The sequence below is a fragment of the Cytobacillus sp. Bac17 genome (genome assembly GCF_024519925.1).
Lineage (GTDB): Bacteria > Bacillota > Bacilli > Bacillales > Cytobacillaceae > Cytobacillus > Cytobacillus pseudoceanisediminis.
The window spans coordinates 1-23,855 of record NZ_JALJRC010000021.1; the positions used below are offsets into that span (position 1 = coordinate 1).

26 protein-coding genes are annotated in these 23,855 nt (G+C 35.2%); 16 read left to right on the forward strand and 10 right to left on the reverse strand.

The features are described from left to right. Window positions 1–199 precede the first annotated feature (199 nt). Window positions 200–724 (forward strand): DinB family protein, encoded by a 525-nt coding sequence (locus tag NR125_RS20465; protein ID WP_256816031.1) that lies wholly within the window; start codon window positions 200–202, stop codon window positions 722–724. Window positions 725–1,283: 559 nt separating this feature from the next. Here NR125_RS20465 and NR125_RS20470 read toward each other — a convergent pair. Further along, window positions 1,284–1,430 (reverse strand): hypothetical protein, encoded by a 147-nt coding sequence (locus NR125_RS20470; protein ID WP_256816032.1) that lies wholly within the window; start codon window positions 1,428–1,430, stop codon window positions 1,284–1,286. Between the two features lie 49 nt (window positions 1,431–1,479). Beyond that, window positions 1,480–2,055, reverse strand: a complete 576-nt coding sequence (locus NR125_RS20475; RefSeq protein WP_256816033.1) for an HNH endonuclease — start codon at window positions 2,053–2,055, stop codon at window positions 1,480–1,482. 461 nt (window positions 2,056–2,516) lie between these two features. Here NR125_RS20475 and NR125_RS20480 point away from each other — a divergent pair, with 461 nt between their 5' ends. From NR125_RS20480 to NR125_RS20540, 13 genes are all read left to right on the forward strand, one after another. Continuing rightward, on the forward strand, window positions 2,517–3,317 hold the full coding sequence (locus NR125_RS20480; RefSeq protein ID WP_256816034.1) for a tyrosine-type recombinase/integrase: 801 nt from the start codon (window positions 2,517–2,519) through the stop codon (window positions 3,315–3,317). A gap of 367 nt (window positions 3,318–3,684) precedes the next feature. Next, the gene (locus NR125_RS20485; RefSeq protein ID WP_256816035.1) at window positions 3,685–4,299 is read left to right on the forward strand and encodes a tyrosine-type recombinase/integrase; all 615 of its coding nucleotides are present in this window, start codon (window positions 3,685–3,687) and stop codon (window positions 4,297–4,299) included. A gap of 18 nt (window positions 4,300–4,317) precedes the next feature. Further along, a complete protein-coding gene (locus tag NR125_RS20490; protein WP_256816036.1) occupies window positions 4,318–5,211 on the forward strand; it encodes a tyrosine-type recombinase/integrase in 894 nt (297 codons plus the stop codon). A gap of 6 nt (window positions 5,212–5,217) precedes the next feature. Continuing rightward, a complete protein-coding gene (xerA, locus tag NR125_RS20495; RefSeq protein ID WP_256816037.1) occupies window positions 5,218–6,051 on the forward strand; it encodes a site-specific tyrosine recombinase/integron integrase in 834 nt (277 codons plus the stop codon). A 20-nt stretch (window positions 6,052–6,071) separates the two neighbouring features. Further along, entirely contained in the window at window positions 6,072–6,953 is an 882-nt protein-coding gene (locus NR125_RS20500; RefSeq protein ID WP_256816038.1) for a tyrosine-type recombinase/integrase, read from the forward strand. Between the two features lie 110 nt (window positions 6,954–7,063). Then, complete coding sequence (locus NR125_RS20505; protein ID WP_483863890.1) at window positions 7,064–7,600, forward strand: tyrosine-type recombinase/integrase; 537 nt, start codon at window positions 7,064–7,066, stop codon at window positions 7,598–7,600. After that, the gene (locus NR125_RS20510) at window positions 7,597–7,803 is read left to right on the forward strand and encodes a site-specific integrase (RefSeq protein ID WP_256816040.1); all 207 of its coding nucleotides are present in this window, start codon (window positions 7,597–7,599) and stop codon (window positions 7,801–7,803) included. Before NR125_RS20505 ends, NR125_RS20510 begins: the two co-directional genes overlap by 4 nt. 130 nt (window positions 7,804–7,933) lie before the next feature. Next, the gene (locus tag NR125_RS20515; RefSeq protein ID WP_035333191.1) at window positions 7,934–8,461 is read left to right on the forward strand and encodes a Pycsar system effector family protein; all 528 of its coding nucleotides are present in this window, start codon (window positions 7,934–7,936) and stop codon (window positions 8,459–8,461) included. Window positions 8,462–8,474: 13 nt separating this feature from the next. Next, window positions 8,475–9,212: an adenylate/guanylate cyclase domain-containing protein gene (locus tag NR125_RS20520; RefSeq protein ID WP_035333189.1), complete on the forward strand. Its 738-nt coding sequence runs from the start codon at window positions 8,475–8,477 to the stop codon at window positions 9,210–9,212. 259 nt (window positions 9,213–9,471) lie between these two features. After that, complete coding sequence (locus tag NR125_RS20525) at window positions 9,472–10,395, forward strand: hypothetical protein (protein WP_256816041.1); 924 nt, start codon at window positions 9,472–9,474, stop codon at window positions 10,393–10,395. Between the two features lie 86 nt (window positions 10,396–10,481). After that, entirely contained in the window at window positions 10,482–11,564 is a 1,083-nt protein-coding gene (gene xerS / locus NR125_RS20530; RefSeq protein WP_256816042.1) for a tyrosine recombinase XerS, read from the forward strand. Between the two features lie 544 nt (window positions 11,565–12,108). Beyond that, entirely contained in the window at window positions 12,109–12,765 is a 657-nt protein-coding gene (locus tag NR125_RS20535; RefSeq protein WP_256816043.1) for a hypothetical protein, read from the forward strand. Window positions 12,766–12,821: 56 nt separating this feature from the next. Further along, entirely contained in the window at window positions 12,822–13,487 is a 666-nt protein-coding gene (locus NR125_RS20540; RefSeq protein ID WP_256816044.1) for a hypothetical protein, read from the forward strand. A 312-nt stretch (window positions 13,488–13,799) separates the two neighbouring features. On the opposite strand, the gene NR125_RS20545 is transcribed toward NR125_RS20540, so the two are convergent. From NR125_RS20545 to NR125_RS20555, 3 genes are read right to left on the reverse strand one after another with little or no spacing between them, the layout of a single operon-like run. Continuing rightward, window positions 13,800–14,579, reverse strand: a complete 780-nt coding sequence (locus tag NR125_RS20545) for a hypothetical protein (protein WP_256816045.1) — start codon at window positions 14,577–14,579, stop codon at window positions 13,800–13,802. 36 nt (window positions 14,580–14,615) lie between these two features. After that, the gene (locus tag NR125_RS20550) at window positions 14,616–14,891 is read right to left on the reverse strand and encodes a hypothetical protein (protein ID WP_256816046.1); all 276 of its coding nucleotides are present in this window, start codon (window positions 14,889–14,891) and stop codon (window positions 14,616–14,618) included. A gap of 29 nt (window positions 14,892–14,920) precedes the next feature. Then, on the reverse strand, window positions 14,921–15,580 hold the full coding sequence (locus NR125_RS20555) for a hypothetical protein (protein ID WP_256816047.1): 660 nt from the start codon (window positions 15,578–15,580) through the stop codon (window positions 14,921–14,923). Between the two features lie 235 nt (window positions 15,581–15,815). Here NR125_RS20555 and NR125_RS20560 point away from each other — a divergent pair, with 235 nt between their 5' ends. Then, a complete protein-coding gene (locus NR125_RS20560; RefSeq protein WP_256816048.1) occupies window positions 15,816–16,166 on the forward strand; it encodes a glyoxalase superfamily protein in 351 nt (116 codons plus the stop codon). A gap of 154 nt (window positions 16,167–16,320) precedes the next feature. On the opposite strand, the gene NR125_RS20565 is transcribed toward NR125_RS20560, so the two are convergent. After that, window positions 16,321–17,145 (reverse strand): hypothetical protein, encoded by an 825-nt coding sequence (locus tag NR125_RS20565; RefSeq protein WP_256816049.1) that lies wholly within the window; start codon window positions 17,143–17,145, stop codon window positions 16,321–16,323. A 423-nt stretch (window positions 17,146–17,568) separates the two neighbouring features. Between NR125_RS20565 and NR125_RS20570 the strand changes: the two genes are divergently transcribed. Next, window positions 17,569–17,835, forward strand: a complete 267-nt coding sequence (locus NR125_RS20570; protein ID WP_256816050.1) for a hypothetical protein — start codon at window positions 17,569–17,571, stop codon at window positions 17,833–17,835. A 183-nt stretch (window positions 17,836–18,018) separates the two neighbouring features. On the opposite strand, the gene NR125_RS20575 is transcribed toward NR125_RS20570, so the two are convergent. The 4 genes from NR125_RS20575 to argH all read right to left on the reverse strand — a co-directional run bounded on the left by NR125_RS20575 (window position 18,019) and on the right by argH (window position 23,853). Then, the gene (locus tag NR125_RS20575; RefSeq protein WP_256816051.1) at window positions 18,019–19,101 is read right to left on the reverse strand and encodes an NAD/NADP-dependent octopine/nopaline dehydrogenase family protein; all 1,083 of its coding nucleotides are present in this window, start codon (window positions 19,099–19,101) and stop codon (window positions 18,019–18,021) included. 4 nt (window positions 19,102–19,105) lie between these two features. Continuing rightward, entirely contained in the window at window positions 19,106–21,058 is a 1,953-nt protein-coding gene (locus NR125_RS20580) for a TRAP transporter permease (RefSeq protein WP_256816052.1), read from the reverse strand. A gap of 195 nt (window positions 21,059–21,253) precedes the next feature. Next, on the reverse strand, window positions 21,254–22,279 hold the full coding sequence (locus NR125_RS20585; protein WP_256816053.1) for a TAXI family TRAP transporter solute-binding subunit: 1,026 nt from the start codon (window positions 22,277–22,279) through the stop codon (window positions 21,254–21,256). Window positions 22,280–22,380: 101 nt separating this feature from the next. Continuing rightward, window positions 22,381–23,853 (reverse strand): argininosuccinate lyase, encoded by a 1,473-nt coding sequence (argH, locus tag NR125_RS20590; RefSeq protein ID WP_256816054.1) that lies wholly within the window; start codon window positions 23,851–23,853, stop codon window positions 22,381–22,383. Between the last annotated feature and the right edge of the window lie 2 nt (window positions 23,854–23,855).

The following is a 23,855-nucleotide window of genomic DNA, read 5'->3' on the forward strand; positions in this document are numbered from 1 at the left end:
TAAGACCAAATAAAAAATGGTCAACCAGAAATATCTGGTGACCTTATAATACGAAAGTGGCAGTTTAGTAGAACAATCGCCATTAGCTTTTTTCAACAATCGGGCCAGATTGTGGAATACGGAAAGAATATTTTTATTTAAAAGAAGCAAACATCCATTTCTAATAGAATGTAAGTATTTTAAATAGAGGAGGTTGATCTTGTTGGAGAGAAGAGCTTTACTGGTATCTTCATTACCAGAATATGAAAAAGAGATTGGCCGATTGCTATGGTGTTTAGAGGATGTTCGACGTACTCTTATAACTGAATTAACTGGAATCAGCCAAAGCTTAATTGACAAAAAATTAGGCGAAAGACAATCAATTGGGACCCTTTTGTATCACATTGCATTGATCGAGGCAGATTGGTTATATGTAGAAGTACTTGGAACCGATTGGGATCCTGAAATTAGCGCATTATTTCCTTTAGAACATCGAACTAACGGCAATTTAACTCACTTTGAGGGAGAAAGTATAGAGGAACATTTATATCGCATTAATAAGGTACGTGAAGAATTTCTTTCCCACTTTCGTTCAATGGACCTAACCGATTGGCGTAATCCGAGAGTACTTGAACATTATGACGTCACACCTGAGTGGGTTGTTTACCATTTGATTGAACATGAATCGCATCATAGAGGTCAAATTTTTCAAATGCTTCGGGAATTACGAAATGATAAGTGTTAAAGAGAGGGAACTTATAATTCCTCTTGAATTAACGGACTGGCTTTAAATAATTATAAAATTAATAAATGATGTGCTTTATTCCACATTAAATCGGTAATTCAAGTTGTGTAGTTATTTCATTAAAGGGCGCTTTCTTGAGTAAGAAGGCGTTTTTTTATATGCTCCTAAACAAAATATTGTGAATATTTTCACTTAAACTATAGGGTGCTTTAGTTTAACAAGGGTATAAAATGAAATTTTTAAGATGAATAAAACAGTCGCTTAAATCAAACAAGCGCTGTATTAAGTTCGACTAATCATTAGAGATGCAATACAACGGTAAAACGATAGATCGACTGGAATAGAATAATAAGATTGAATGAAATTTAATACAAATTCCTATAATAAAAATGAGAATCTTGGTTATTTTAAGGTCCTCAATCTAGTGCCTGGTGACTTAAAGGGCAGCTGGAACTCTTATAGAAGTAATCCTACTTACATTGTGGCGATGCAGGGATTGCTTCTTTTTTATTAAGGCAAGTAGCTCCTTTAGGCATTTATTCTAATACCAAGAAATTTTTTAATTATTGGTGATTTTTAAGTTTTTGATGTCCTCCCACATCTTCTTCGCCACTTCTCTAGCCCTCTCAGGATTATTCCAGTGAATATGTTCAAAATCTTTAAGAGCAGGGATGAGGATTTGTCTATTAGGTTCTATGCAATTCATTATTAACATTGCTCATAAGTTTCTCCCACCTTCATTTAATTGTTTATTTCTAGTGTCTAATTGATAGGACATTCCTCGTAGCAACAAACCATTCCTTTAAATTACGGTTATTTAGAAAAGCAGGATGTTCAGCAATCATTTTTATAAACCAACTTAATTTCCCATCCCAATTTTCATTAATGGATGGTGTATATAACTTCCAGTCTAGTTCCTCTAAAGTAAAATTAGACTTTGCACTATTTCTTTTCATTGATGTGGTAACTAAATTCTCTATATTGTTGGTTCCGCCTCTTGTCACCGGCACAATATGATCAATTGTCGGGAATAAATCCCAATAGGCAGGGTGACATTCACTGAACCTCCAGTTAGGGTGAAAGGGAAACTCACTTGGATAGATTTCCGACAATAACCTTAATACAGGCGGAAATATCATCCTTTCACCACTATAGCGATCAATAAAATGATCACGGAGAAAAATAGTTAGCATATCTGCTTTTGTATATGTTCTTTTTACATATTCAATTTTCTCAAAAGGATAGTGGTAATTAATTATTTCTGCACCTGCAGATTTATCCCCTGAGTCAATTGATTCACAAACACGCGAGAGTATACTTGCTCTGTCCAAAGTTGTCACGCTCCTTCTATTATAATTTTATCATCTGTAGACCTGATACCCATTAATAACTTATCCACACTAATAGAAATGAAATAAACATCTTTCTTTTTGGAACGAGGTAAAGTAATTAAGCCAGGCTTTACTAGCGCCTCAATTAAATTCTCATACTCTTTTTCTATAAAAAAATTTTTGTTATAAGTATAAAAACTTAAATACTAGTAAACAATGATATTAACAATAACTTAAGACTTAGAGGAAATTAAAAGGGGAGAAATTAATAGCAAATAAACTTCAGAAAAAATATTGAAGAAGCAATCATGAAGCTTATCCTGGTTCAACAAGAATTGATCTGATAGGTATTTTTTAAACTTGAAGCTGGTAATCAAAGGTGAAGAAACAGACATTAAGTACCATCATTGTATTTGTGAAAAAATTATAACCATGTACACAATTATAAGGAGGATAAAAAAATGAATTCAGAAACATGTAGGAAACAATTTGCACTGGATAACCTAGCTTGGTTAGATCTAAAGACTGTGAAAAATTATAATCTGGCCGTGAAACAATTATTCGAACACACAGGAAAGCCTATAGAGGAGATCAGCAAACAAGATATCTCGTCCTGGATTGCTAGCTTGGAGGAAAAAGAGTGTAAACCTTTGACCATTCGTGGAAAGCTGCAAGGAGTAAAAATGTTCTTTAAGTACTGTCTAAAAGAGGGCTTCGTCTCAGCTGATCCTGCTTCAGCAATTCGGCTTCAGCCTGTGAAGGAAACCCCACCTTCATATTTAACTAAGGAAGAAATCTCACAACTTAGGCAATTAGTAGATGCACGGTTACCTGTAGAGCGAGCCATTGTAGAAGTCTTATTTGCTACCGGCATGAGGATCAGCGAACTGCTCTCCATAAAAAAGGAAGATATCAATTGGTCTGAGCGAACTATTAGCATTCCTCAAGGGAAGCGAAGGGAAGGACGAGTTGTTCTTTTCACACAGACTTGTGAGTCTCATCTAAAAGCATATTTAGAAAGCCGAACAGACGATAGTCCTTATGTGATAGTGAATTCCGGACATAAAATCGGGCCAATGAACATTCGCTTTATTGGGGCTTTGTTTAAAGCGTATTCAAAGAAATTGGGATTTCGTGTAACGCCTAATATCCTGCGCTATACTTTTGCTGCATCACTTGCTCAAAAAGGTGTGCCCATTGAAAGCATCCAGTATCTTCTTGGTCATAAGAATCTGCAGACGAATATACTTATTTCTGATTAGAGAGCCTAGCCCAGGAAAAATACATTTTGAAACACACGAGAGGAGAAATAATAGATTGAAAACCTCAACTAATTATTGGGAAAGCGACCATAATGCTATTTCCTCGAAAACTAAAACGATCATTAATAAATATTTACTATCTTTAAAGCTTAGGAATTTTGCAGAATCAACAGTGATTAAACACCGAAGGATCCTGGAGCGATTCTTCACGGAATGTACTGTTCCATTGGAAGATATAACATCACGTGATGTTTGGATATGGCTTATTGGGTTTTCTTCAGACAAGAAACCAAGAACTATTCGCTAGTTTCTCTCTGTCCTTACTTCATTCTGTAAGTTCTGTCAGGATGAAGGATACTTATATAGGATGGTTATCAAAAAACACTGGTGGCCAAAAATCCATGAGCCAAAGCGAAATTACCTTAATAAACAGGAATACTCCCGTGTTATACAGGCAGCAGAAACACACTCTCTCCAAGACCGTTTCCTCATTCACTTCCTTTTTTCTTCAGGGTGCCGGGGTCTAGAGATTTCAAATTTAAATATTAAAAATGTCAATCTTGAAAACAGAATTGTGGAGTTGAAGGGGAAAGTAAGCAAGAAACGGTATGTTCGTTTTTCGGAAGAGTGTGCCTCTGTATTAGGAGAATATCTGAAAACAAGGTCGGGTGATTCATCAGAACCGCTTTTTATAAACAAATATGGCAAACGGCTTCAATTGAATGGAATTTATAATGTGACAAAAAAACTTGGACATATGGCTGGGCTTTTGCAGGTGCTTACTCCGAGTTGCTGCCGACGTACTTATCTTCGATATGCAGTAGAAGAGGGATTATCCGACCTAAATATACCATTAACGTATGAATTTCAGACCCTTTATGTCGGGCCTCGCTATGTATCAGATTCCTATCTGAGAAGCAGTGGGATCTTATCAGAATTTAAAACCGCATTTAAATGTATTACTAAATCCTTGTCAGAATAGAAAGGAGGATTTAGCAGGTTGGAAAATTCAGCAAAATATTGGCAGAGCAGTCATGCTGGCATCCCCATCAAATCTAGAACAATCATAAATGAGTATTTATTAAGCTTAAAGCTAGCGAAAAAAGCAGAATCAACCGTCATTAAATATCGAAGGATACTGGAGAATTTTTTTAGTTCATGTACTGTTCCTTTGGAATCGATTACATCAGATGATGTTCAGAAGTGGCTTAATGAATTTACACCAGGTAAAAAGCCAAAAACGGTCGATCTGTTTCTTTCTGCTCTTTCTTCTTTTTTTCAATTCTGCCTGAATGAAGAGCATCTGGAATACATGGTTATTAAAAAGAGATGGCGGCCAAAGATTCCAAAGGCTTTACCAAGGTATCTTACGGAACAGGAGTATGCTCGTGTAAAAATAGCTGCGGAGGACCTAAACCTCCGTGACCGTTCGCTTATTCTCTTTCTTTTTACTTCAGGCTGCCGGAGTTCAGAAGCTTCTAAGTTAAACATACAGGATATTAATATGGATCAACGAACAGCAATAGTAAGAGGAAAAGGGGGAAAAATACGAAAAATCCACTTTTCGGAAGAGTGTGCTCTGATATTAATGGATTATTTAAGAACGCGTTCAGGTATTAAGGAAGAGCCGCTGTTTATGAACAAGTTTGGTCAGCGGTTAACTAAAAGCGGAATTTATAGGATAACTATTAAACTTGGTAAAATGGCAGGACTTGCACAGTCGCTGCATCCTCACTGCTGCCGGCATACTTTTGCTACTTACATGCTGGCAAGAGGAGCTGAACTGCAGTTTATTGCAGATGAATTGGGACATACCGATTTGAATACGACACGTGTTTATGCGCGTATTCCGACAGAAGAAATGATTTTAGCCTATCAGAACAAAATGGAGTAATTGCCCATGAATGAGGAAATAAAGCAGTCTTTTTTTAATGATAATTGTAATAGGTTTAGTGCCGAGACCATAAGAAGCTACAAAATTGCTCTTAAACAGTTCTTCCTATTCTCTGGAAAGAATTATACGGAGGTAAAAGCAGCGGATGTCCGTTCATGGCTCGCTTCCTTGGAAGAGAAAGGGCTAAAACCTCGATCCGTTCGCATGAAACTAAGTGCTGTAAAATCATTTTACCACTATTGCATGGAAGAAAAGAAAATCAGGAAAAATCCAATGAGGGCAATTGATAACCCGAAAAAAGAAGACTCTATTCCTTATTACTTAAACAGGAGACAATTGGCCATGCTTCAGGAATTGACAAGGCATGATCCTAGAGACCGGGCAATAGTTGAAACCTTATATGCAACTGGGGTGAGAGTCAGCGAGCTTTTAGAGATTAAGCATGAAGATATCAAATGGGAGAACCGGCAGATTTGGATTCGAAAGGGAAAGGGAAATAAAGAGCGCTTTGTCCTCTTCACACATGAATGTGCTGAGCGGCTTAAAGCGTATCTTGGCTGTCAAAAGAAAGAAAGCCCATACTTATTTCCAAACAATAGAGGCGGACACTTAAGCCGGGTTTTTGTTGAAAAAAGGTTTCAGGAATTTTCAGCGTTATTAGGGTTTAAAGTAGTGCCTCATACAATGCGCCATACCTTTGCAGCCCATTTGGCAGAAAAGAAAATGAAGCCTGCTTATATTCAGGATCTGCTGGGACATGACAATATTAACTCAACACGCATTTATACTAAGTTAATGGATCACGCCCGCAAAAAGCAGTACGACAGTTATCAAATATAGTGATGAAAGAGGAAAGAAAAATGGATAATTACTGGGAGTTAAAGAAGCAGCTGCCAAATGCCGAAAACCAGGAGGCTGTTCGAGAATTTTTGCTGAATTTAAAAATAGCCAACCGCAGCCGATTGACAGTTATGCGTTACCGCTGGTTTTTAGAGCGGTTTTTTGGAGATATGCATGAGTCGTATACTAAAATTACTTCTGACTGTATTCTAGAATGGTTTAACAAAAAGGAAGGGAATCTAAAAGAAGCAACACTCAGGTTTCGTTTTAGTATACTGGCATCTTTTTATAATTTTTGTATAAAGGAATACAATCTAGAGCGTTCTCCTATTAAAAGACGCTGGTTTCCCCGTCTTCCTCAACCCGTTCCGAAGTACCTGGGAAAAGAGGAAATTGCTAAAACACGCCAGCAGATTGAAAAGAATACACTGCGAAATCAAGTGCTTGTTGAATTCATGCTTGCCTCTGGATGCAGGGTTGCTGAAGTTCATCAGCTTGACCGCAGGGAAGTGGATCTTGAAAATCGTACTGCCCGCATCATGGGGAAAGGAAAAAAAGTAAGACAGGTACATTTTACCGACAGATGTGCTCTTCTTCTTGAGAAGTATCTTATTACCCGTAAGGACGATTCTTCCGCTCTCTTTGTCACGAGTACGGGAAGGAGACTTAGTATCCGTATGATGCAGCAGGTGATGAACAATATAGGGAAGGAAATGGGAATGGTTGGAACATTGCATCCTCACCGATTGCGCCATACTTTTGCAACGGAATTTATGGCAAAAGGCGCAGAGTTATCTTTCATAGGAGCTGAACTGGGACACAGTGATTTAAAAACCACTCAAATTTATGCAAGGCTCCCAAAGAAAGAGATTATTTCATTATACCGAAAGTATATGGGATAGGGAGGAGAAATGGGATGAACTCGGATGTCTGTATTCAAAAATTTATCGCAGACTTTTCATTTCGCTTAACAGGGGGGACACTTCGCGTCTACCAAATAGCGGTGGAGCAAATGCTTGCCTTCTGCGGGAAACCTTTTGATGCCATCACCAAAAAAGATATTCGCAGCTGGCTGAATTCATTAGATAAGAGTGGTTATAAATCGTCCACATTGAGAAATAAACTATTTGGCCTGAACCTGTTTTATAAGTACTGTTTGGAAGAAGAGATAATGACTTATAATCCTGTTGCATCCATTACTTTCCCAGATTTAGAAGAAGGGATTCCTCACTACCTTGAACTGAGTCAGTTAACCCAGCTAAGAGAACTTGTGAAAGGCAGCTTACAAGAAAGAGCCATCATTGAAACGTTGTATGCAACAGGAGTTCGGATACAGGAATTAGTGGATATAAAAATGGAGGATATTGATTGGTCTGAACGAATAATCCATATCCCTAATGGGAAACGTAAAAAAGGCCGTATCGTAGCATTTACTAGACCTTGTAAAGAACATATGAAAGCTTATTTGCCGGAACGGAATGATGAACTTCCATTTTTTTTCAAAATTACTCCAAGACAGATAAAGCTTCCAAACGTACGATTAACATGAGATTTGAACACTATGCTAAACACTTTAAATTTCCTATCACGCCACATACATTAAGACACACCTTCGCTGCTCATTTAGCGATGAGGGGAATGCCTTTAGAAGGCATTCAAGGGCTTTTAGGTCATGATGATCCGAACCAAACGGAGCTTTATGCCAGGTTATATAGCCATGCCCGCAAACATATGTACGATGAATGGAGTTGAATGGGCAATTTGGAGAAGCGGATTTATGCGTAAAATACCTATTTTACGAATTATTATATTAGACTATCGAATGAACGTTTGGTAATATTAAAATATGGTAAAATTACCAAATTAATGGATGGAGATTAAAATGGACAAATACCAATTAGCTCAGTATAACCATCAGAATATTCAAGAACTAATTAGATTTATTGACCAGAAAGCTGGAGCAATACTTGTTATTTATGGATTCATAATAACCGCATACATAGAATTTGCTAAAGATTTGAAATTTATAAATCCATTTGAGTTAAATGGATTTAAAGTTTTTATTTCTTTGCTAACCTTTTTGTCCTCTGCTAGTTTAATATCTCTTTTAATATATCAAATTTATATTATTCTCTTTGAGATTATCAGAGCAAAAAAGGCAGAAAACTATACGCAGGAAGAATCATCAGTGCTTTATTTTGATCATATATCAAAAATAAGCAAGGAATCGTTTATAACATTGTACAAAGACCTACCTATTAATAAATCTGATGAAGAATTATTGGCTCAAGTTTACGAGTGTTCATGCATTATGAGTTCTAAATCGGAGAAATTGAATTCAGCCATTATTTATTTATTTATCTCCATATTATGTCTTCTGTTTTTTATTTTTTTAACAACACTTTTATAGGAGCGTGCTATTAGTGGGTTTGAAAGATGATATTATCAAAAAAGTAGAGGAAATTATAGATACTAAATTTGAAATTGAAGAAGTTGATTATATTCCAGATATAGAAAACAGCAAATTAACTTTCGGGAATAAGGGTTTAAAATTTACAGCCACCGTACTTCATATAGATATGCGGGGTTCGACAAAAATACTTAATGATCATAACAGAAGTACAGTTGCAAAGATTCATATGGCTTATTTTCACACAATAGTAAAAATTGCAAGTAGTCTTGGTGGTGCGGTAAGGAGTTTTAATGGGGATAGTATGTTAGTTTTCTTCCCAGGTAAAACAAATATTACTAACGCTGTCCAAGCTGCTATGGAAATGAAGTATATGATAAGTGATAGCAGCGGGATTAATTCAACTTTAGCAAAATACTCCGCTATTGATTTTGGTATAGGTATAGACTATGGAGAAGTCCTATGCACGAAAATTGGTGTTTCTGGAAATCCGAATAATAAAGGTTTGTTCTGGGCAGGAAATGCTGTAAATAAATCAGTAAAAATAAGTGATTTAGCAAAAAATCCTAACCATGTTTATCTATCAAAAATTGTTTATGACAATATTTCAGATCATTTAAAATTTGTTGAAGAAGAATTCTTTCCTGGTTATACACGTACTAAGGAAATATGGACTCAATCCACATTTACTTATAATGGAACATACGACTATCAAAATTGCTACTATACTACTTATCATGTAGAAGTTTAAATAGACTGCTAGTCATTATTCGTAAAAATTGTATTATACAAACATTGCTCATTTTTTAAGTAGGATTATTAAACCTGACAATTGAGTCAGGTTTTCTTTTTGAGTAAAAAAGACACCAATGGTTGGATTACTTATTTTCATGATTGTGATAAGGAGATGGGAGAGGAGTAGCTAAAAATAAATTATTTCCACTCCAACATATGTTCACATAATATTAATTCTGTGAACATATGTTATAATAGAGTATGAGGTGAATATATTGAGTGATAAAATCCAATTAAACATGCTGGAAAATGGCTTTGACTTTATCTTAAAATCCTTTGATGATTTAGAAAATGATGAATTAAAATATACAGCAATACATTTGTTTTCAGGCCTTCTGCTAATTCTCAAAGAGCGGCTTTATCATATTGACGAAAAACTTATATTTGAGAAACCTAATAAATTTAATAAACAGAGTTTAAAAAATGGGAACTTTCAATCCGTAAATTATACTTCGCTCCTGGAGCGGTTATCAGATCATAGTGCCTCTATTTCAGAAGAATTCAAGTCTGAATTAGAATGGTTAAGATCTGAAAGAAATAAAATGGAACATTTTCAAGTCAATGTCCGTGTGGACGCATTAAAATCGCATATAGTAAATATTCTTGTTCATTTTATTCCATATATTAAAACTGAGCTGGTACATAATGATCTCTTAGATGAATACGATGAAAAGCTGCAGCTTATTATTAGTTACCTTCATCAATACGAAGAGTATGTGCAGGTAAAATTGACTACCATTGAAAAAGATGAAGGAATTAAAAAGAAAATTTTTGATGGTTTGGAATGCCCTCTCTGCAGTCAGAAAACAGTTTTTATTGATGGCGGTGAAGCTTATTGCTACTTCTGTGAGACAAAATTCAATGATTTTACAGAAACATACATCAATGAAAATTTTAACCTATATGAAATCATAAAGGATGGTGGAACAGACCCTTGTAACGAATGCCCAGATTGCAGCTCTGAATCAATGATATATTTAGATCAAAGCATCTCTTATATTTGTTTATCCTGCGGTGTTTTATACAGCCATGAACAATTAGAACCTTGTGCAAGATGTGAAGTCAATCTGGCTTACTCTAATGACCCTCACGAAGCGGCATTTTGTGACTATTGCTTAGACTTTTTCAAATCTAATTAACCATAAAATAATTATGTAAACATGTTCACAGGAAAGCATTTCTGTGAACATTTGTCGATTTTTGTCGAATTGATTGGAGGTTTCATATGTCTGCAAATAAAGATAAGCAGCAACAAGATTTAGACAGGAAAATTGAAGGTCTTCCCTATTTTGCTATTAAATATTTTGAAACCTATAGAGGAACACTTCAGGAAAATACTGTAAATTCCTATATAAGTGATATTAAAGAGTTTCTTTTCTGGCTTAGCCGTGAGGGTTTTGCCCCTTCTGAAGATATTAGAGATATGGATGTTACGGTTTTAAATGATTTACACCTTGAAGATGTCTCTGACTATAAGAATTACCTTCTATCTCAAAAAAACAAAGATGATCAACCTCTCGCTGTGACAACTGTAAATCGCAAGTTATCCGCTTTAAAGTCTTTATTTAATTACTTAATTAAGTCCTCAGATAGGAAAACAAGGAAACCATACATCGAAAGAAATGTTATGGCACAGCTGCCTTTATTAAAGGATGGAAATACTGAAGATACCCGTGTGGAAAGTATTCAGAATAACATTCTAATTGAAGAGGAAATTAGCTTATTTAGGAAGTTTGTTTATGACGGCTTTAGTGAATCAGATGAAGCGAAGGATAATAAAAGAATATTAAGCAGATGGCGTCAAAATCGGGAACGTGATACTGCTATCATTTCATTACTATTGGGTACTGGATTAAGAATTGCTGAATTAGAGGGTATTACACTTAAGGACCTGGATACTAAAGCCAGGAAGATTAAAGTCATTCGGAAAGGTGGAGAAAAAAGATCTGTCTCTTACTCCAAAGTTGCCCATAAAGATCTTATGAACTATTTGGAAATTAGATCTCAACGATACGGGGCCACAAAGGATGAAACTGCCCTTTTCCTCGTTTTGTATAGAGACCAGGCTAAATCGATGACAAAGAGGGCTATGCAAAAGATGATCGAGAAATACGCTGAGGCATTTGGAAAACCTCAGGTAACAGCTCACAAACTGCGCCATAGCTTTGCAACGAATCACATAAAAAAGGTTAATAGTATCCCGATCCTTCAAAAAATACTTAATCATAAAGATCCAGCTACAACTATGATATATAGCAAGGTATTTGAGAGTGAAATTCAGGAAAGTATCGACAAAGCGGACAGTTAAGCAATCTATTAACAAGGAAGAATTATTCTTCCTCTATTCCCCTTTTCTTCCAATATTTAAGAAAGTAAATTCATGAGTCACTTTTACATCAGGACGGACCCTAAAACTACAATATCAGCTAGAGAGTTAAAGAAATTACCAAATCAGTTAAGGGTGATTATCAGTTCAAACTTTATTAGACAACTATTAACTAAACACAGTGCGTGCAATAATTCATTATAAAAGCTGAAAAACCCTTGCTCGAAAATATTTAGATTAATTCGTCTTTTATTTGTGTTTAATGCTTTAAGGCAATATCTAGAGCAGATTTATTACTTTGTATAATTTTCATCTATCTTTCATCTAATCACAAAGTTTCTATAGCCAGGAGGATAAATCTTAAATAATGACAAATCCTATGGCTTTAGAACCCTGAAAATATTATTTCCCCTCTCCTCTAGATAAAACTTATTTCAGAAACCTCCGATTATATGACTTTTACACTATACAACCCTTTAAATAAAGGTATAATATACCTAAAAAGTAAAGTATTTCGGAGGTTTATATGTTACAAAGAATGTCTTTTACTATCTCTGGTATTTATTCTCTTTCTGTACTTACAAAGATAAAATTGATATATATAGACGAAGAAGTTAGGATCTTAGCAAGCGGACTTAATTTGGGGACACTTACTGAATCGGACAAAAATCAGTTTCTCCCGCTTTTTAATAATGTAAGAATGATTGAAGGAGTATGCCACCATATAGAGCATATTAAAACCTATAATAATAACACTAAAACAATTCATGTAATCTTTTCGGAAGCTAATCACGAGCATTTAAAGTATATAGCTGCCGGCATGGTACAACATCGTCAGCAACAAGAAGCGGAGTTAAAGAGCCAAGCTGAAGAAAAACGCATACTGGAAGAATCACGTCTCAGGAGAAAACAAGAAGAAAAAGAGCAGAGGATTAAGGAAATAAAAGAAAGAAATAAAAACCATTTACAAATGATGCTAAACAACAAAAGAAATCCCATTGGTAGCTCTAATAACCTATTGGAAATCTTTCTTCCTAAACAAGTACCTCAATCACACAGATTAACCCATTGTTTCGATTGTAAAAGAGAATTAGATTCCCACCATGACATAAAGTGTACCTCATGTCGTTGGCTGCTTTGTCCCTGCGGTGCTTGTGGCTGCACATATAAATTAATGTATTAAATACTTTTTACCATATGGAAATAGGAATGTACCAAAACATACTAAGGAGTCAACCAATGTACACAGATGAAAAATTAAAAATTAATACAGAAGTTGCTCTTAAACAAGCTATTAATTTTACCGTTTGGGAAACCATTAAGTTACTACCATTTTTATGTGGAATAGTATTTTTCATTTATACTTCATATTCTCCAATAATGTTCACATTAAATGAAAAGAAATTTTTATGGACAGGTTTATTTATTTTTATTATTTATAGAACCATAAGCAACTTTAACTTTTTAAAAAAATCCCTAGATCATTATACTTTCGTATCAGAACTAAAAAAAAACCCTTATCCTAGAAGTGAATTAATTACCGTTATAAACTCATACAAGACCATAGCTGACAAGCTAAAACTTTATATTGATATCTTAAAATCTTTCTCACCTGTTCCTATAATAGTATTTATTCTAGGGCTATTATTAAATAATAAGAACTTTTCCTCATTAACAGCAATACAAAGTTTTATAAAAAAATTGAGTCCCAGCAATTCCCTAGATTCCATATATACAATTTTCACCATCCTAGTTGTAGTTCTATATTTTTGGAGTCTTTTTGCTACATATTTTAAGTACAAAGCAGTTCAAGATAGATTATTAGTTGTCCAAAATGCATATGACGAAATAAAAGAGAAAAACGAAGAAACTAAATTATATCAAGAACTTAAAAGTAGAAAATAGCCAATTTACCTAAATTGATATGAAAAGATTAAGTTATAGTACTAATAAGCAGCCATATTATCAAAATAGCATAACCATATAAAATCGCTTCATTTACTCTCTATAATGAAAAAACCCCTCCCTTATATTGCAACCGAGGGGTTTCTCTATGTACAATAATTTAAGGAGGTGAAAAAAAATGGAAAAAGGACCAAGTCAACCACCAATTTCAAGGCCAAGCAGTGTTCCGCCTGATAAGATAAATCATTCTGCTGATAAGCCTTCTTATACCAGTAGCCCATCAAGACCCGTCACTCCTAAGAAGTGATTTCATCAAACTGAAGATGAGTGATCATCGGTGATTACACTAGTAGAGCAATCATCGGTGATTCCATTTGGGAATCTCTCATTAAATAGACTTTGAGCTTCAATAGCTTTTTCCTTTTTATAAATATTAATTATTATTCCGCTTTCTGTGTCAACATATGTAAATTCTATTTCAACGTCATAGTATTCCATTACTTTCCCCCAATGTTCCACTGCTTTTAAACCCATAGCTTTTTTTTCTTCATGCGCCCGCGGTACTTTAATCAATTGGCCAATGATAGATTCTCCATCTTTTTTATATTCTATTACTTGCGCATCATTGCCTAAAAACATGGAATCCCATACAGTTGAATGTAATCCTAAAGGAGCAACATTGTTATTTATTCTTATCTCATTCACCTGATCAATCATTTTTTTGTATCCATATTTAGATATAAGTTTCCCAAGGAAAAAACTAATTATTATTGTGCTTAAAAGGTAGAACAATATAAACCAAATACTACCGGAAAGAACGGTTAAATCTTCCAAACTATCTATGTATTTCCAATTCCTTTTTAATACAGAAACATTAAAACTTGGATGAATTTTCTTCCAATGTGATGCCAACGCTAACAAATTATATATTACTAAGACTACACACAGTATAGGAATCCAGAGTAATATACTTATCGCGGTAACTTCAGTATTATTGCGCTTAGCACTTGAATTAACACCAAATAAATTAATCCAAAAATATGTTAGTAACCCCGGGATGGTAAATAGTATTAGTGAAATTACTTGCTTCATTAAATTAACTCCCTTTAATATATACTTTTCCAATAGTTAAGTTAATCGACCGTTATCCCAATTGTATGTAGTATTTATATATTCACAATCACGAATATGTGCCCTCGTTTTTCCTAATTCACCTGATTCCTTTTTAATAACATGGCCATAGACTCCCTCACCCCTGGCAGCAACCTCGGTAACATAAAACAAGACCTCTTTATCTGCTAAATGTTTCCCTTTGTCCCCAGCTGTTCTGGAAGAGCATCTCCTTACATTCATTACAACTGACCCGGCAGTGGTACTATTTTTTATTCTACATACACTACACATTGCTATCCGCTCCCTAATGAATGGACTGATTAGTTATCCCAGTAATTATCATTGTCTAAATCGCGATCAGATCCTCCAGAATCATAATCCCACATGTTGTCATTATCCAGGTCTCTGTCGGAACCTCCGGATTGATAATCCCACATATTATCGTTATCTATGTCTCTATCGGATCCTCCGGATTGATAATCCCACATGTTATCGTTATCTATGTCTCTATCGGATCCTCCAGATTGATAATCCCAAATGTTGTCATTATCTAAGTCACGGTCTGTTCCCCCAGTTTGATAATCCCATGATCCATCATTATCGAGATCACGATCTAAACCGCCTCTTGAATTGTAATAGTATCTACCGGCAGAAGAATCATCCTGAGTAGATGAATCTTCTGTAGTGAAGTCGTCGTAGGATTCAGAGGATTCAATATCTTCATTTCCATAATCTCTCTCGTAATCAAATTCAAATTCTTCTTCTATTGTTTCTATATCCTCTTCAATCAATTCCTCAGTAATTAACCCATCCTCCTCCTGACTTTCATACTCTTCATAGTAGGAATCAGCCTTTACTCCTCCCTCTTCATAGGATGCCTCATCTAAATTGTCGCTTACATTTTTATTGCTCACTGGTTCACTTGAGCTGCAGCCAGATAAAAGAATAGCAGCAAACGATAAAAATACTAATTTATACACGATTTAACACCTTATTTCCATTTTTTACTTTCATTATAACTTTTAAAGTAGATAGTTAGTAAATACTTTTATTATTTGGTTTCATCTATTTGATCACCCGGTCCTCGTCTTTGAACATTAATTCGTTGTTCCAAACCGCTCATAACATTTTTTTGATAATTTCATCTTGATTTCACATGTTTAGTATATTATTTCTTAGAAAGTCTAATATAAATGAAAGGTAGCTGAATTTAACATGATCACACCAATATTTCGTATTTTTGAGGTAGAGAAAGCTGAAGCATTTTATATTGATTATTTAGGCTTTAAACTGGATTGGACGCATCAGTTTGAAGAAAACATGCCAAAATACATTCAGATATCCTTAAAGAATGCTGTACTACACTTATCCGAACATCACGGAGATTCCACTCCCGGGAGTGCCATTCGAATAAAAATCAGTAATATAAAAAAATATATCTCTACATTGTTAGAAAAAGAGTATGCAAGCGTTAAACCAGATTTGGAAAATACCCCTTGGGACACAATTGAATTTACTATCATTGATCCTTTCTCAAATAAAATTACTTTTTTTGAGGAGATCTAATTAGTCCTGCAGCGCCACATTCAATTGTTTTCTTCTCTTAGTCGATATTCGAGTATGTAAAGAGAAACGCCCCGCACCTATCCGTGATGAATATTGTACTAAGAAGAACCTGGAAACATATTTAAAGCCCCTCTCGAGCGAGAAGGGCTTTTTGTTACTCTGTTATTGAAATGCGAAGTCCACCATATGTATCATAATCATATGTGACCTGAACAGTTAATAATGTATTATGATCATTTGTTATCCAATAAGCACTAAGATTATAACCTCCAGTATCATTCAACCAATCGGTATCTAAACTAACCGGATCTCCATAATAAGGGATTATCTTTTCATACATTGTAACAAAATATGCTTCTAACAAGTTCAAATCATCAACCGATTCCATAATATCATGATAAACATTGACGGCGACCAGTGCATTATTTTCAAATACATGTATAACCATGCCAGTATAACCAAGAATATTCACGTTCTGGTATACCAATCTATCAGAAGTCTCTTCAGAGAGGATACCCGAAGACTGCTCTTTAACTTGTTGTTTACTCATTCCAAGAGTAACTTTGCCTAAGATTGGAGAATATATTTTTTTGCTTTGTGAAGGATGTTTACCGTTGATACAAGCTACTGCATCCAACTTTGTTTTGCTCGGAGTCTCATATTTCACCTTTTCATTACGATCAACGTAAAACCCTCCACCAACACTAAGCATACCAGGCTTAAAAGCATAGATCCTATATGATTCCCCAGCTTTTAAAGTACGCTCAAAGGTTCTTTTATCTCCCTCTAATTTAAACAAAGAAGTATTTTTTACGATTGTTAGTCTTCCTATTTGTCCTAATTTTAACTCTGCTCCATCCCACCAAATTTTACTTTGACCAGAATATTTACTGCATGGGCTAGAAGAAGCTTCTGTTTCACTTGTGCCTGTGAAGGTAAATAGACCTAAGGATAATATTACTACGAGCAACTTTTTCATTAAGTATCCCCCTACATTAAAATAGTAACTAAAGACTAGTATAATGGTAAATTCTACTAATAGATAGTTTTTTACATAATGTTTTCATATTTTTATCAATTTTCTAATTTCTTTTGAGCTAATGAATCAAAGCACTCCATACCTAGTACTGAATACTTCCCGGAAATGATCTTTCCCAAATGTAATCATCGCTTATGCTTGGATTTTTTTTCTTTTGGATTAAGCCCTTTTTCTCCTACCGTTTCTTTCACCTCCATTTAAATTTACTCTGACGCTCTATATGCAAAGAAGTGAAAACAGCTTAATAAAAAGAACTCATTGATACTATTAATGAGCAAGATCTAACACGAATACTTGAATAGGACCTTATGTTTTATGATAGAATACTGAAATACCAAAAAAATAAAAAATGAGTGAGGATTTATGAACGTCGTCATTGAAATAACACTTAATATAGAGGGAAATAGAGGTTCAAGCCGGGGGAGTTTTTTTGTCAAAGATCGTGACTTTAAGGATGATCCAAACTTTGCGGTTGCGGTAGTCTCCTATGAATGGATCCAACAGCTAAAAAGGGAAACTGGCCAAAGAGAAACAATAATCGAAAAAGTTACCTGGAATGAAGTGAATGATATTACAGATATAGTGAAGGAAATCCAACCTCTTTTACCTGAGGATAATTTACCTTTTTAGCTCCCCAAAGGGGAATTATTATAATCACAAAATTGATACAAGGTTCTAAGTATATATTCAATAAAAAACCTTCTTACCAAATTGTCTAAGACTTGCAATTATAAACGACCAAATCTAAAATGATTTGGTCGTTTTATTTGTAACCCACTAAATTAAATAGGAATTTTATAAATATTCAGTAATTTAATTATATGCTTTCTTATTTCCTTTCAGATATTCAACAATCTCTTCTGGTGTTTTATTGTTTAAACCTAAATCAGTTAATTGTAAGGCATTCGCTCGTAAATCCTCTTTTCTAATTAAGGATGCCAAATCAATGAGTAAATTGGATGCAGGAGTTTCTACACCTAATTTTTCACCCAGCTTGACAAATGGATGTAATCCATAAGGAATATCTTCATAAATATACCGATAATTCATCGTGGTCGGTGCTTTACCAGTCTTATAAGCTGGATTGTTTTGAATTGCATCGTATATATTATCTTCATCAATATCATAGAATCTGTTAAGAAGCTCTGGACAAGTAGATAGATTTATATTTAATTTTTTGCCGATTTCTAATCGTTCATTTTCAATTGCTTCAATTACATTTACAACAGACGGGGTTGCACCATCTGGATAAAAGAAGAAATCTCCCTCTGATTCTATTCTGCCAGTATTTAATAACAATATAGGTACATGAAATTGAGGATTCACGTTGTTTAAGGTAGTAGTTAGTACACTGTCAGCTGCAACTAATTGCGGATAAACTTCTTTTAGTCTTTCCTTTACGATTGGAGCGTCAGTTGCTGGGAGAGTGGCAAATTCTAAATTCTCCTTTATCTTTCTGATACGAACATGCCCTGGTTCAATATAGCGGCAAGTATAGATAAGGGATTCCGTCTCAGCAACATAAACTTTTTTATTCATTCCGACTTCGTTAAATATATTTCTAAACTCCAGAGCTCCCCAATAGCCTGGGAATATCATGATAATCTGATTGTCTTTAAGATACGGTGCAATAGAACGAGCAACACTCTTATGTGCAGTTCCAGTAGTTGTCACCATTATTATCTCAGAGTCACTCATAGCAAATTCCAAATCTGTTGTTGCAGTTACGGAAGCAAACCCTTCAAATACGCCCTCTGCCTTAATACCACCATTTTCTTTAATTTTAGCAATTAAATCTGTTTGAATATCATATAATACAACTTCATGATTTAGATGGGTAAGATGCGCAGCCATACTTTGACCGCCATTTCCTGCTCCAATAATAGTAAATTTCATTTTTTTATCCCTCTATTTCGTTTATTTTTTTTGATACTTTTTGATCCTCTTTTTTTGAACTAAAATTCAATTGAACTATTATACCAGCTAAAATTAATCCTACACCTACTGTATCCGTTATTAACCCTGGAACAATAAGAGTTAAGGAGGCTGCAATGAGCAAAATTCTAACGAAAATATTTGCAGACTTACCTATAAACCAACCCTCTACACCGGAGGCTAACACAAATGCCCCAATTAATGCAGTTAAAGTAGAAACAAGAATTTGAATCGGTGTACCTTGTAATAAAATAGCTGGCCCATAGACGAAGACAAATGGAATAATAAATGCTACAATCCCAATTTTCATAGCTGTAAATGCAACTTGCATTGGTTTCGCATCCGCTATACCTGCAGCCGCATATGCTGCCAGTGCTACAGGAGGTGTAAAGGCTGACAAACAAGCAAAATAGAATACAAACATATGTGCACTTAAAGGAGATACGCCCATCTGAATTAAAGCTGGGGCAACAACTGCAGCTGTAATTAAATATGCGGCTGTAGTAGGAAGTCCCATTCCCAATATAATCGTTGCACACATGGTCATAACCAAGGCTAATGCTAAATTATCTCCAGCTATTGATAAAATCAGTGAGGCAAATTTTAGCCCCGCACCTGTTAAATTTAATACTCCGATGACGAGCCCTGCAGTTGCACAAGCCGCAATCATTCCTAGAGCAGACCGGGCACCATCAACTAAACAGTTAATGAGTTTTGAAAAAGTCATCCTTGTATGTTTTTTTACAAAAGATACAATAATTGTCGATGCAATTGCCCAAATTGCAGCTTTGATCGGACTTGTCTTTAAAACAGTCATTGTAAAAATTAGAACCAACAATGGAATAAATAAATGACCTTCTTTTATCAGAACATTTTTTATGTTAGGAAGTTCATTTTTAGGTAAACCCTTTAAGCCTAATTTTGCCGCCTGTAAATCAATCATAATCATGACTGTGAAAAAGTATAATAATGCGGGTACTATAGAAGCATAAACGATATTAAGATAGGAAGTTCCTAACAATTGAGCCATAATAAAAGCAGCCGATCCTAATATAGGAGGCATAATTTGGCCGCCAGTTGACGCTACAGATTCAACCGCACCTGCGTAACGTGATGGATAGCCTATTTTCTTCATCAATGGGATAGTAAAAACCCCTGTTGAAACTACATTGGCCACTGAGTTTCCAGATACCGAACCAAATAAAGCACTCGAAACAACAGCTGCTTTGGCTGGTCCTCCCCTTTTTCCACCAGTTGCACCAATTGCAAAGTCTATGAAAAACCTACTTCCCCCCGTCACTCCTAAAAAAGATCCAAATAGTATAAATAAGAATACAAAAGTTGCGGATGCACCGATTGGCACACTAAAGATTGCATCCATACTATTTAAATAACTTAATATACGATCCCAGCTATACCCCCTGTGTCCAAGATCACCAGGAATATACTTTCCATAATGTGCATACAGGATAAAAATTAAAGCTAGGATCGGGAGTATTAATCCCGTTGTTCTTCTGGTAATTTCCAAAACAGCACCGATTAAAATTATGCTAACTAACAAATCCAAGGCCGTAGGGGCGACACCTATTCTATAAATTAATTCATCCATTTCAATGATGAGGTAAGAACCTGCAAATAAAACTAGCAATATTAAAATATAATCAATAATGGTTGCTAATAAACTTTTATAGGCAGACCTCTTCATTGGGTAAATCATTAAAATCAATATAGTGCCTAGTCCTAAGTGGACCGTGTATAAAACCCATGGTGTAATTGGATAAAATCCTAATACAAAAAGGTGAAATAACGACATAAATACTGCTATAAGGGTGAAAAGCTTTAACTCTATCCCACTAAGGGCTTTCCTTAACCCAGAATTCTCTTGAATCTCCAAATCAGTTATTTTTTCTTCAGACACAGCGAACCTCCCGATACCAGATTCCTTTAGATTGAAATTTCATCCGCATATTTTGTAGAAACATATTATTTGTTAGAAAATTAAGGATTATATATAATTATCATGGGGACTTCTAGGCAATTTTTTTATTTACCCAGAAGTCTCCTTATGGAAAATTGATGGACTCCCTTAACTTCTCTCTAAAGTAAGGAATTTCTATTGTGCTTCAGGAGGCATAAGGTGATCAGGAATTTCAATCCCAACTTCCTTGTAGTATTTAACTGCACCTGGATGGTACGGGATAGTACTATACTTAACATTTTCAACCAGCGTTTCTTTTGCACTTGGGTCCACTGCTAATAAGTCTTCATGTTTTTCAAATGTTGTTTTTACCAGGTTATACACTAAATCCTCTGGCAATTCAGATGATGCAATTGCAATGTTCCAAAAGCCTGGCAGTAAAATATCTTCTTCTTGGTGCTTATAAGTGCCATTCGGAATAGTTGCCTCAGACCAATAAGGATACTTTTCTAGTGCCTTTTTCATTTCATCTTCAGTTAAACCAATGTGCTGAACTTCGTGCGTAGTTTCAAGATCAAGCATGAAAGGCCCCGGTACTCCTGTGACCGCAAAACCAGCATCGATAGTTCCATCACGTAAACCATCAACTGCAGTATTAGTTGGTATTGCATTAACCCTAGCCGGCTCTGATCCTAATACCTCTAAAAGCCCATTTCCTGCTTCAGCACTAGTACTTCCTGGAGCACCGGTACTAACATTTTTACCATCAAAGTCGCTAATGCTAGTAATACCACTATCTTTTAAACTGTACATATGCATGACACTAGCATACATTGGAAAAATCGAACGAATCTTAGTATATTTTTTATCTGCCCAACCTTCTCCATTATAGGCTTCGCCTCCAAGCCAAGCGGTCACAAAGCCTAAATCCATCTCTCCATTTTCAATTAATTGAATATTTGCATTTGGACCACCTGTAACTTCTACAGCAATGTCAGTACCGGGGACATTCTTTCCGATAATATCGGCCCAGCCGCCTCCCCATACATAGTAAGTACCACCTTGACTAGAAGTACCTAAGAGCAATCTATGTTCTTCTGCTTTTTCCTTATCAGTACTTCCGCTATCATTAGTTTCCGAAGTGCTACTTTGAGAACAACCTACAAGAGCAAGAGTTAAAGCAGCAATTAGAATAAATAACTTTGACAAAGTCCTTTTCATATAATTTTCTCCCCCTATCAATATTTTTTTAACTCAATCCTTTCCTTAATAATCTCTAAACCTATTAAATCTTGACTCCCCCTTTAGCTAGGTAATAATTTTCAAACCTGAACTTGTGACAATTGTTGCTTTTTATATTGAAAAATATCTTGATGCTCATTTAACCATTCTTTATCTTGCTTAAATACTTCATTTAATTTTTGTAGCTGTTTTTTAACTTCCTCAGGCGCTGGGCCACCACTTGTATTCTTCGATTCGACATTATTTATCGGATCTAAAGCCTTTTGAATCCCGTCTTTAGATAAAATTATTTCTCTTCCTAATACTAATTTTGATATATCCTTAACGATCTCTGGGTTTATTTTAGAAACTGGTATTTTTTTATCTATCATTTCACTTACTAGGTACCCTACAACCTGATGTGCTTCTCTAAATGAAATATTTGCCTCGCGAACGATTGTATTAGCAAGCTCAGTAACTGTTGAAAAGTTCTCTAATGAGCGAATATACATTTTTTCTTCATTAAATTTTAATGTCTTGATTGTCGCAGTCATAAGGTGAAGACAAGAATCTACCTCATAAAAAGCATCCCAAAGATATTTAAAGCTTTCAGTGACATCACGACTATGTCCATAAGAAGTGTTCTTTAAACAACTAGTTGCTGATACTAAGGCAGCAATTATATGTCCTGATTTTGCCTTGATATGCTCTAATGTAATTGGATTTTTCTTCTGTGGCATGATGCTGCTGCTAGCAGCTACCGAATCCCCTACTTCAACAATTCCAAATTCATCAGTTGACCATATGTATAGGTCATGACTAAAACGACTTAAGTTGTTCATAAATATATTCATGGCTGAAAGTGCTTCTAAAACGTAATCTCTAGACGCTACACCATCAATTGAGTTAGCCATTGCGTTGTTAAATCCTAGTAGTTGAGAAGTTTCTCTGCGGTCAATATTAAAAGATGTTGATGCCATTGCTCCGGCACCTAATGGGGAGATGTTGGTCTGGTTGAAGGATTGTATAAATCGTTTAAAGTCTCTTTCTAATGCAGAAAGAATAGCCGACAGATAATGAGCAAGTGTTACTGGCTCAGCAGGTTGCATATGAGTATAACCTGTCAAAACGGTATAAAGCGTGTTTTCGGCTATCTTAATAATTTCTTCTCTAAGCTTAATTATCTGCTCACAAATGCTCAAAAGATTATCTCTGCTGTTCATTCTTGCCAAGGTGGCATATAAATCATTTCTACTTCGGCCGGTATGAAGTTGACCACCAACTTCGACACCTACTATCTTTATGAGAGCAGCTTCTATATTAAAATATAACTCCTCTAATTTAGGGTCTAATTCTAAACTAGAGGCACCCTTTTGATTTATCTCATCAAGCGCCTCCATGATTTTCTGCCCATCCTCACGTGTAACAATTCCTTTGGAAATTAACATTACTAAATGTCCTTTATTAATATCCATAATATTAGTAAAGGATCTCTTTTGCTCAGCCTCTAAAGCGGGCAAAAGAAGATAATTAATTACCTCTTCTGAAAGATCCACTTTTAATCTTTCTCTCAAAA

Coding starts and splice junctions, on each gene's coding strand:
- NR125_RS20470 (WP_256816032.1), bottom strand. CDS start 1,430: ATGAATTGCATAGAACCTAATAGACAAATCCTCATCCCTGCTCTTAAA.
- NR125_RS20480 (WP_256816034.1), top strand. CDS start 2,517: ATGAATTCAGAAACATGTAGGAAACAATTTGCACTGGATAACCTAGCT.
- NR125_RS20485 (WP_256816035.1), top strand. CDS start 3,685: ATGGTTATCAAAAAACACTGGTGGCCAAAAATCCATGAGCCAAAGCGA.
- xerA (WP_256816037.1), top strand. CDS start 5,218: ATGAATGAGGAAATAAAGCAGTCTTTTTTTAATGATAATTGTAATAGG.
- NR125_RS20500 (WP_256816038.1), top strand. CDS start 6,072: ATGGATAATTACTGGGAGTTAAAGAAGCAGCTGCCAAATGCCGAAAAC.
- NR125_RS20505 (WP_483863890.1), top strand. CDS start 7,064: ATGCTTGCCTTCTGCGGGAAACCTTTTGATGCCATCACCAAAAAAGAT.
- NR125_RS20510 (WP_256816040.1), top strand. CDS start 7,597: ATGAGATTTGAACACTATGCTAAACACTTTAAATTTCCTATCACGCCA.
- NR125_RS20515 (WP_035333191.1), top strand. CDS start 7,934: ATGGACAAATACCAATTAGCTCAGTATAACCATCAGAATATTCAAGAA.
- xerS (WP_256816042.1), top strand. CDS start 10,482: ATGTCTGCAAATAAAGATAAGCAGCAACAAGATTTAGACAGGAAAATT.
- NR125_RS20535 (WP_256816043.1), top strand. CDS start 12,109: ATGTTACAAAGAATGTCTTTTACTATCTCTGGTATTTATTCTCTTTCT.
- NR125_RS20540 (WP_256816044.1), top strand. CDS start 12,822: ATGTACACAGATGAAAAATTAAAAATTAATACAGAAGTTGCTCTTAAA.
- NR125_RS20545 (WP_256816045.1), bottom strand. CDS start 14,579: ATGAAGCAAGTAATTTCACTAATACTATTTACCATCCCGGGGTTACTA.
- NR125_RS20550 (WP_256816046.1), bottom strand. CDS start 14,891: ATGTGTAGTGTATGTAGAATAAAAAATAGTACCACTGCCGGGTCAGTT.
- NR125_RS20560 (WP_256816048.1), top strand. CDS start 15,816: ATGATCACACCAATATTTCGTATTTTTGAGGTAGAGAAAGCTGAAGCA.
- NR125_RS20565 (WP_256816049.1), bottom strand. CDS start 17,145: ATGAAAAAGTTGCTCGTAGTAATATTATCCTTAGGTCTATTTACCTTC.
- NR125_RS20570 (WP_256816050.1), top strand. CDS start 17,569: ATGAACGTCGTCATTGAAATAACACTTAATATAGAGGGAAATAGAGGT.
- NR125_RS20575 (WP_256816051.1), bottom strand. CDS start 19,101: ATGAAATTTACTATTATTGGAGCAGGAAATGGCGGTCAAAGTATGGCT.
- NR125_RS20585 (WP_256816053.1), bottom strand. CDS start 22,279: ATGAAAAGGACTTTGTCAAAGTTATTTATTCTAATTGCTGCTTTAACT.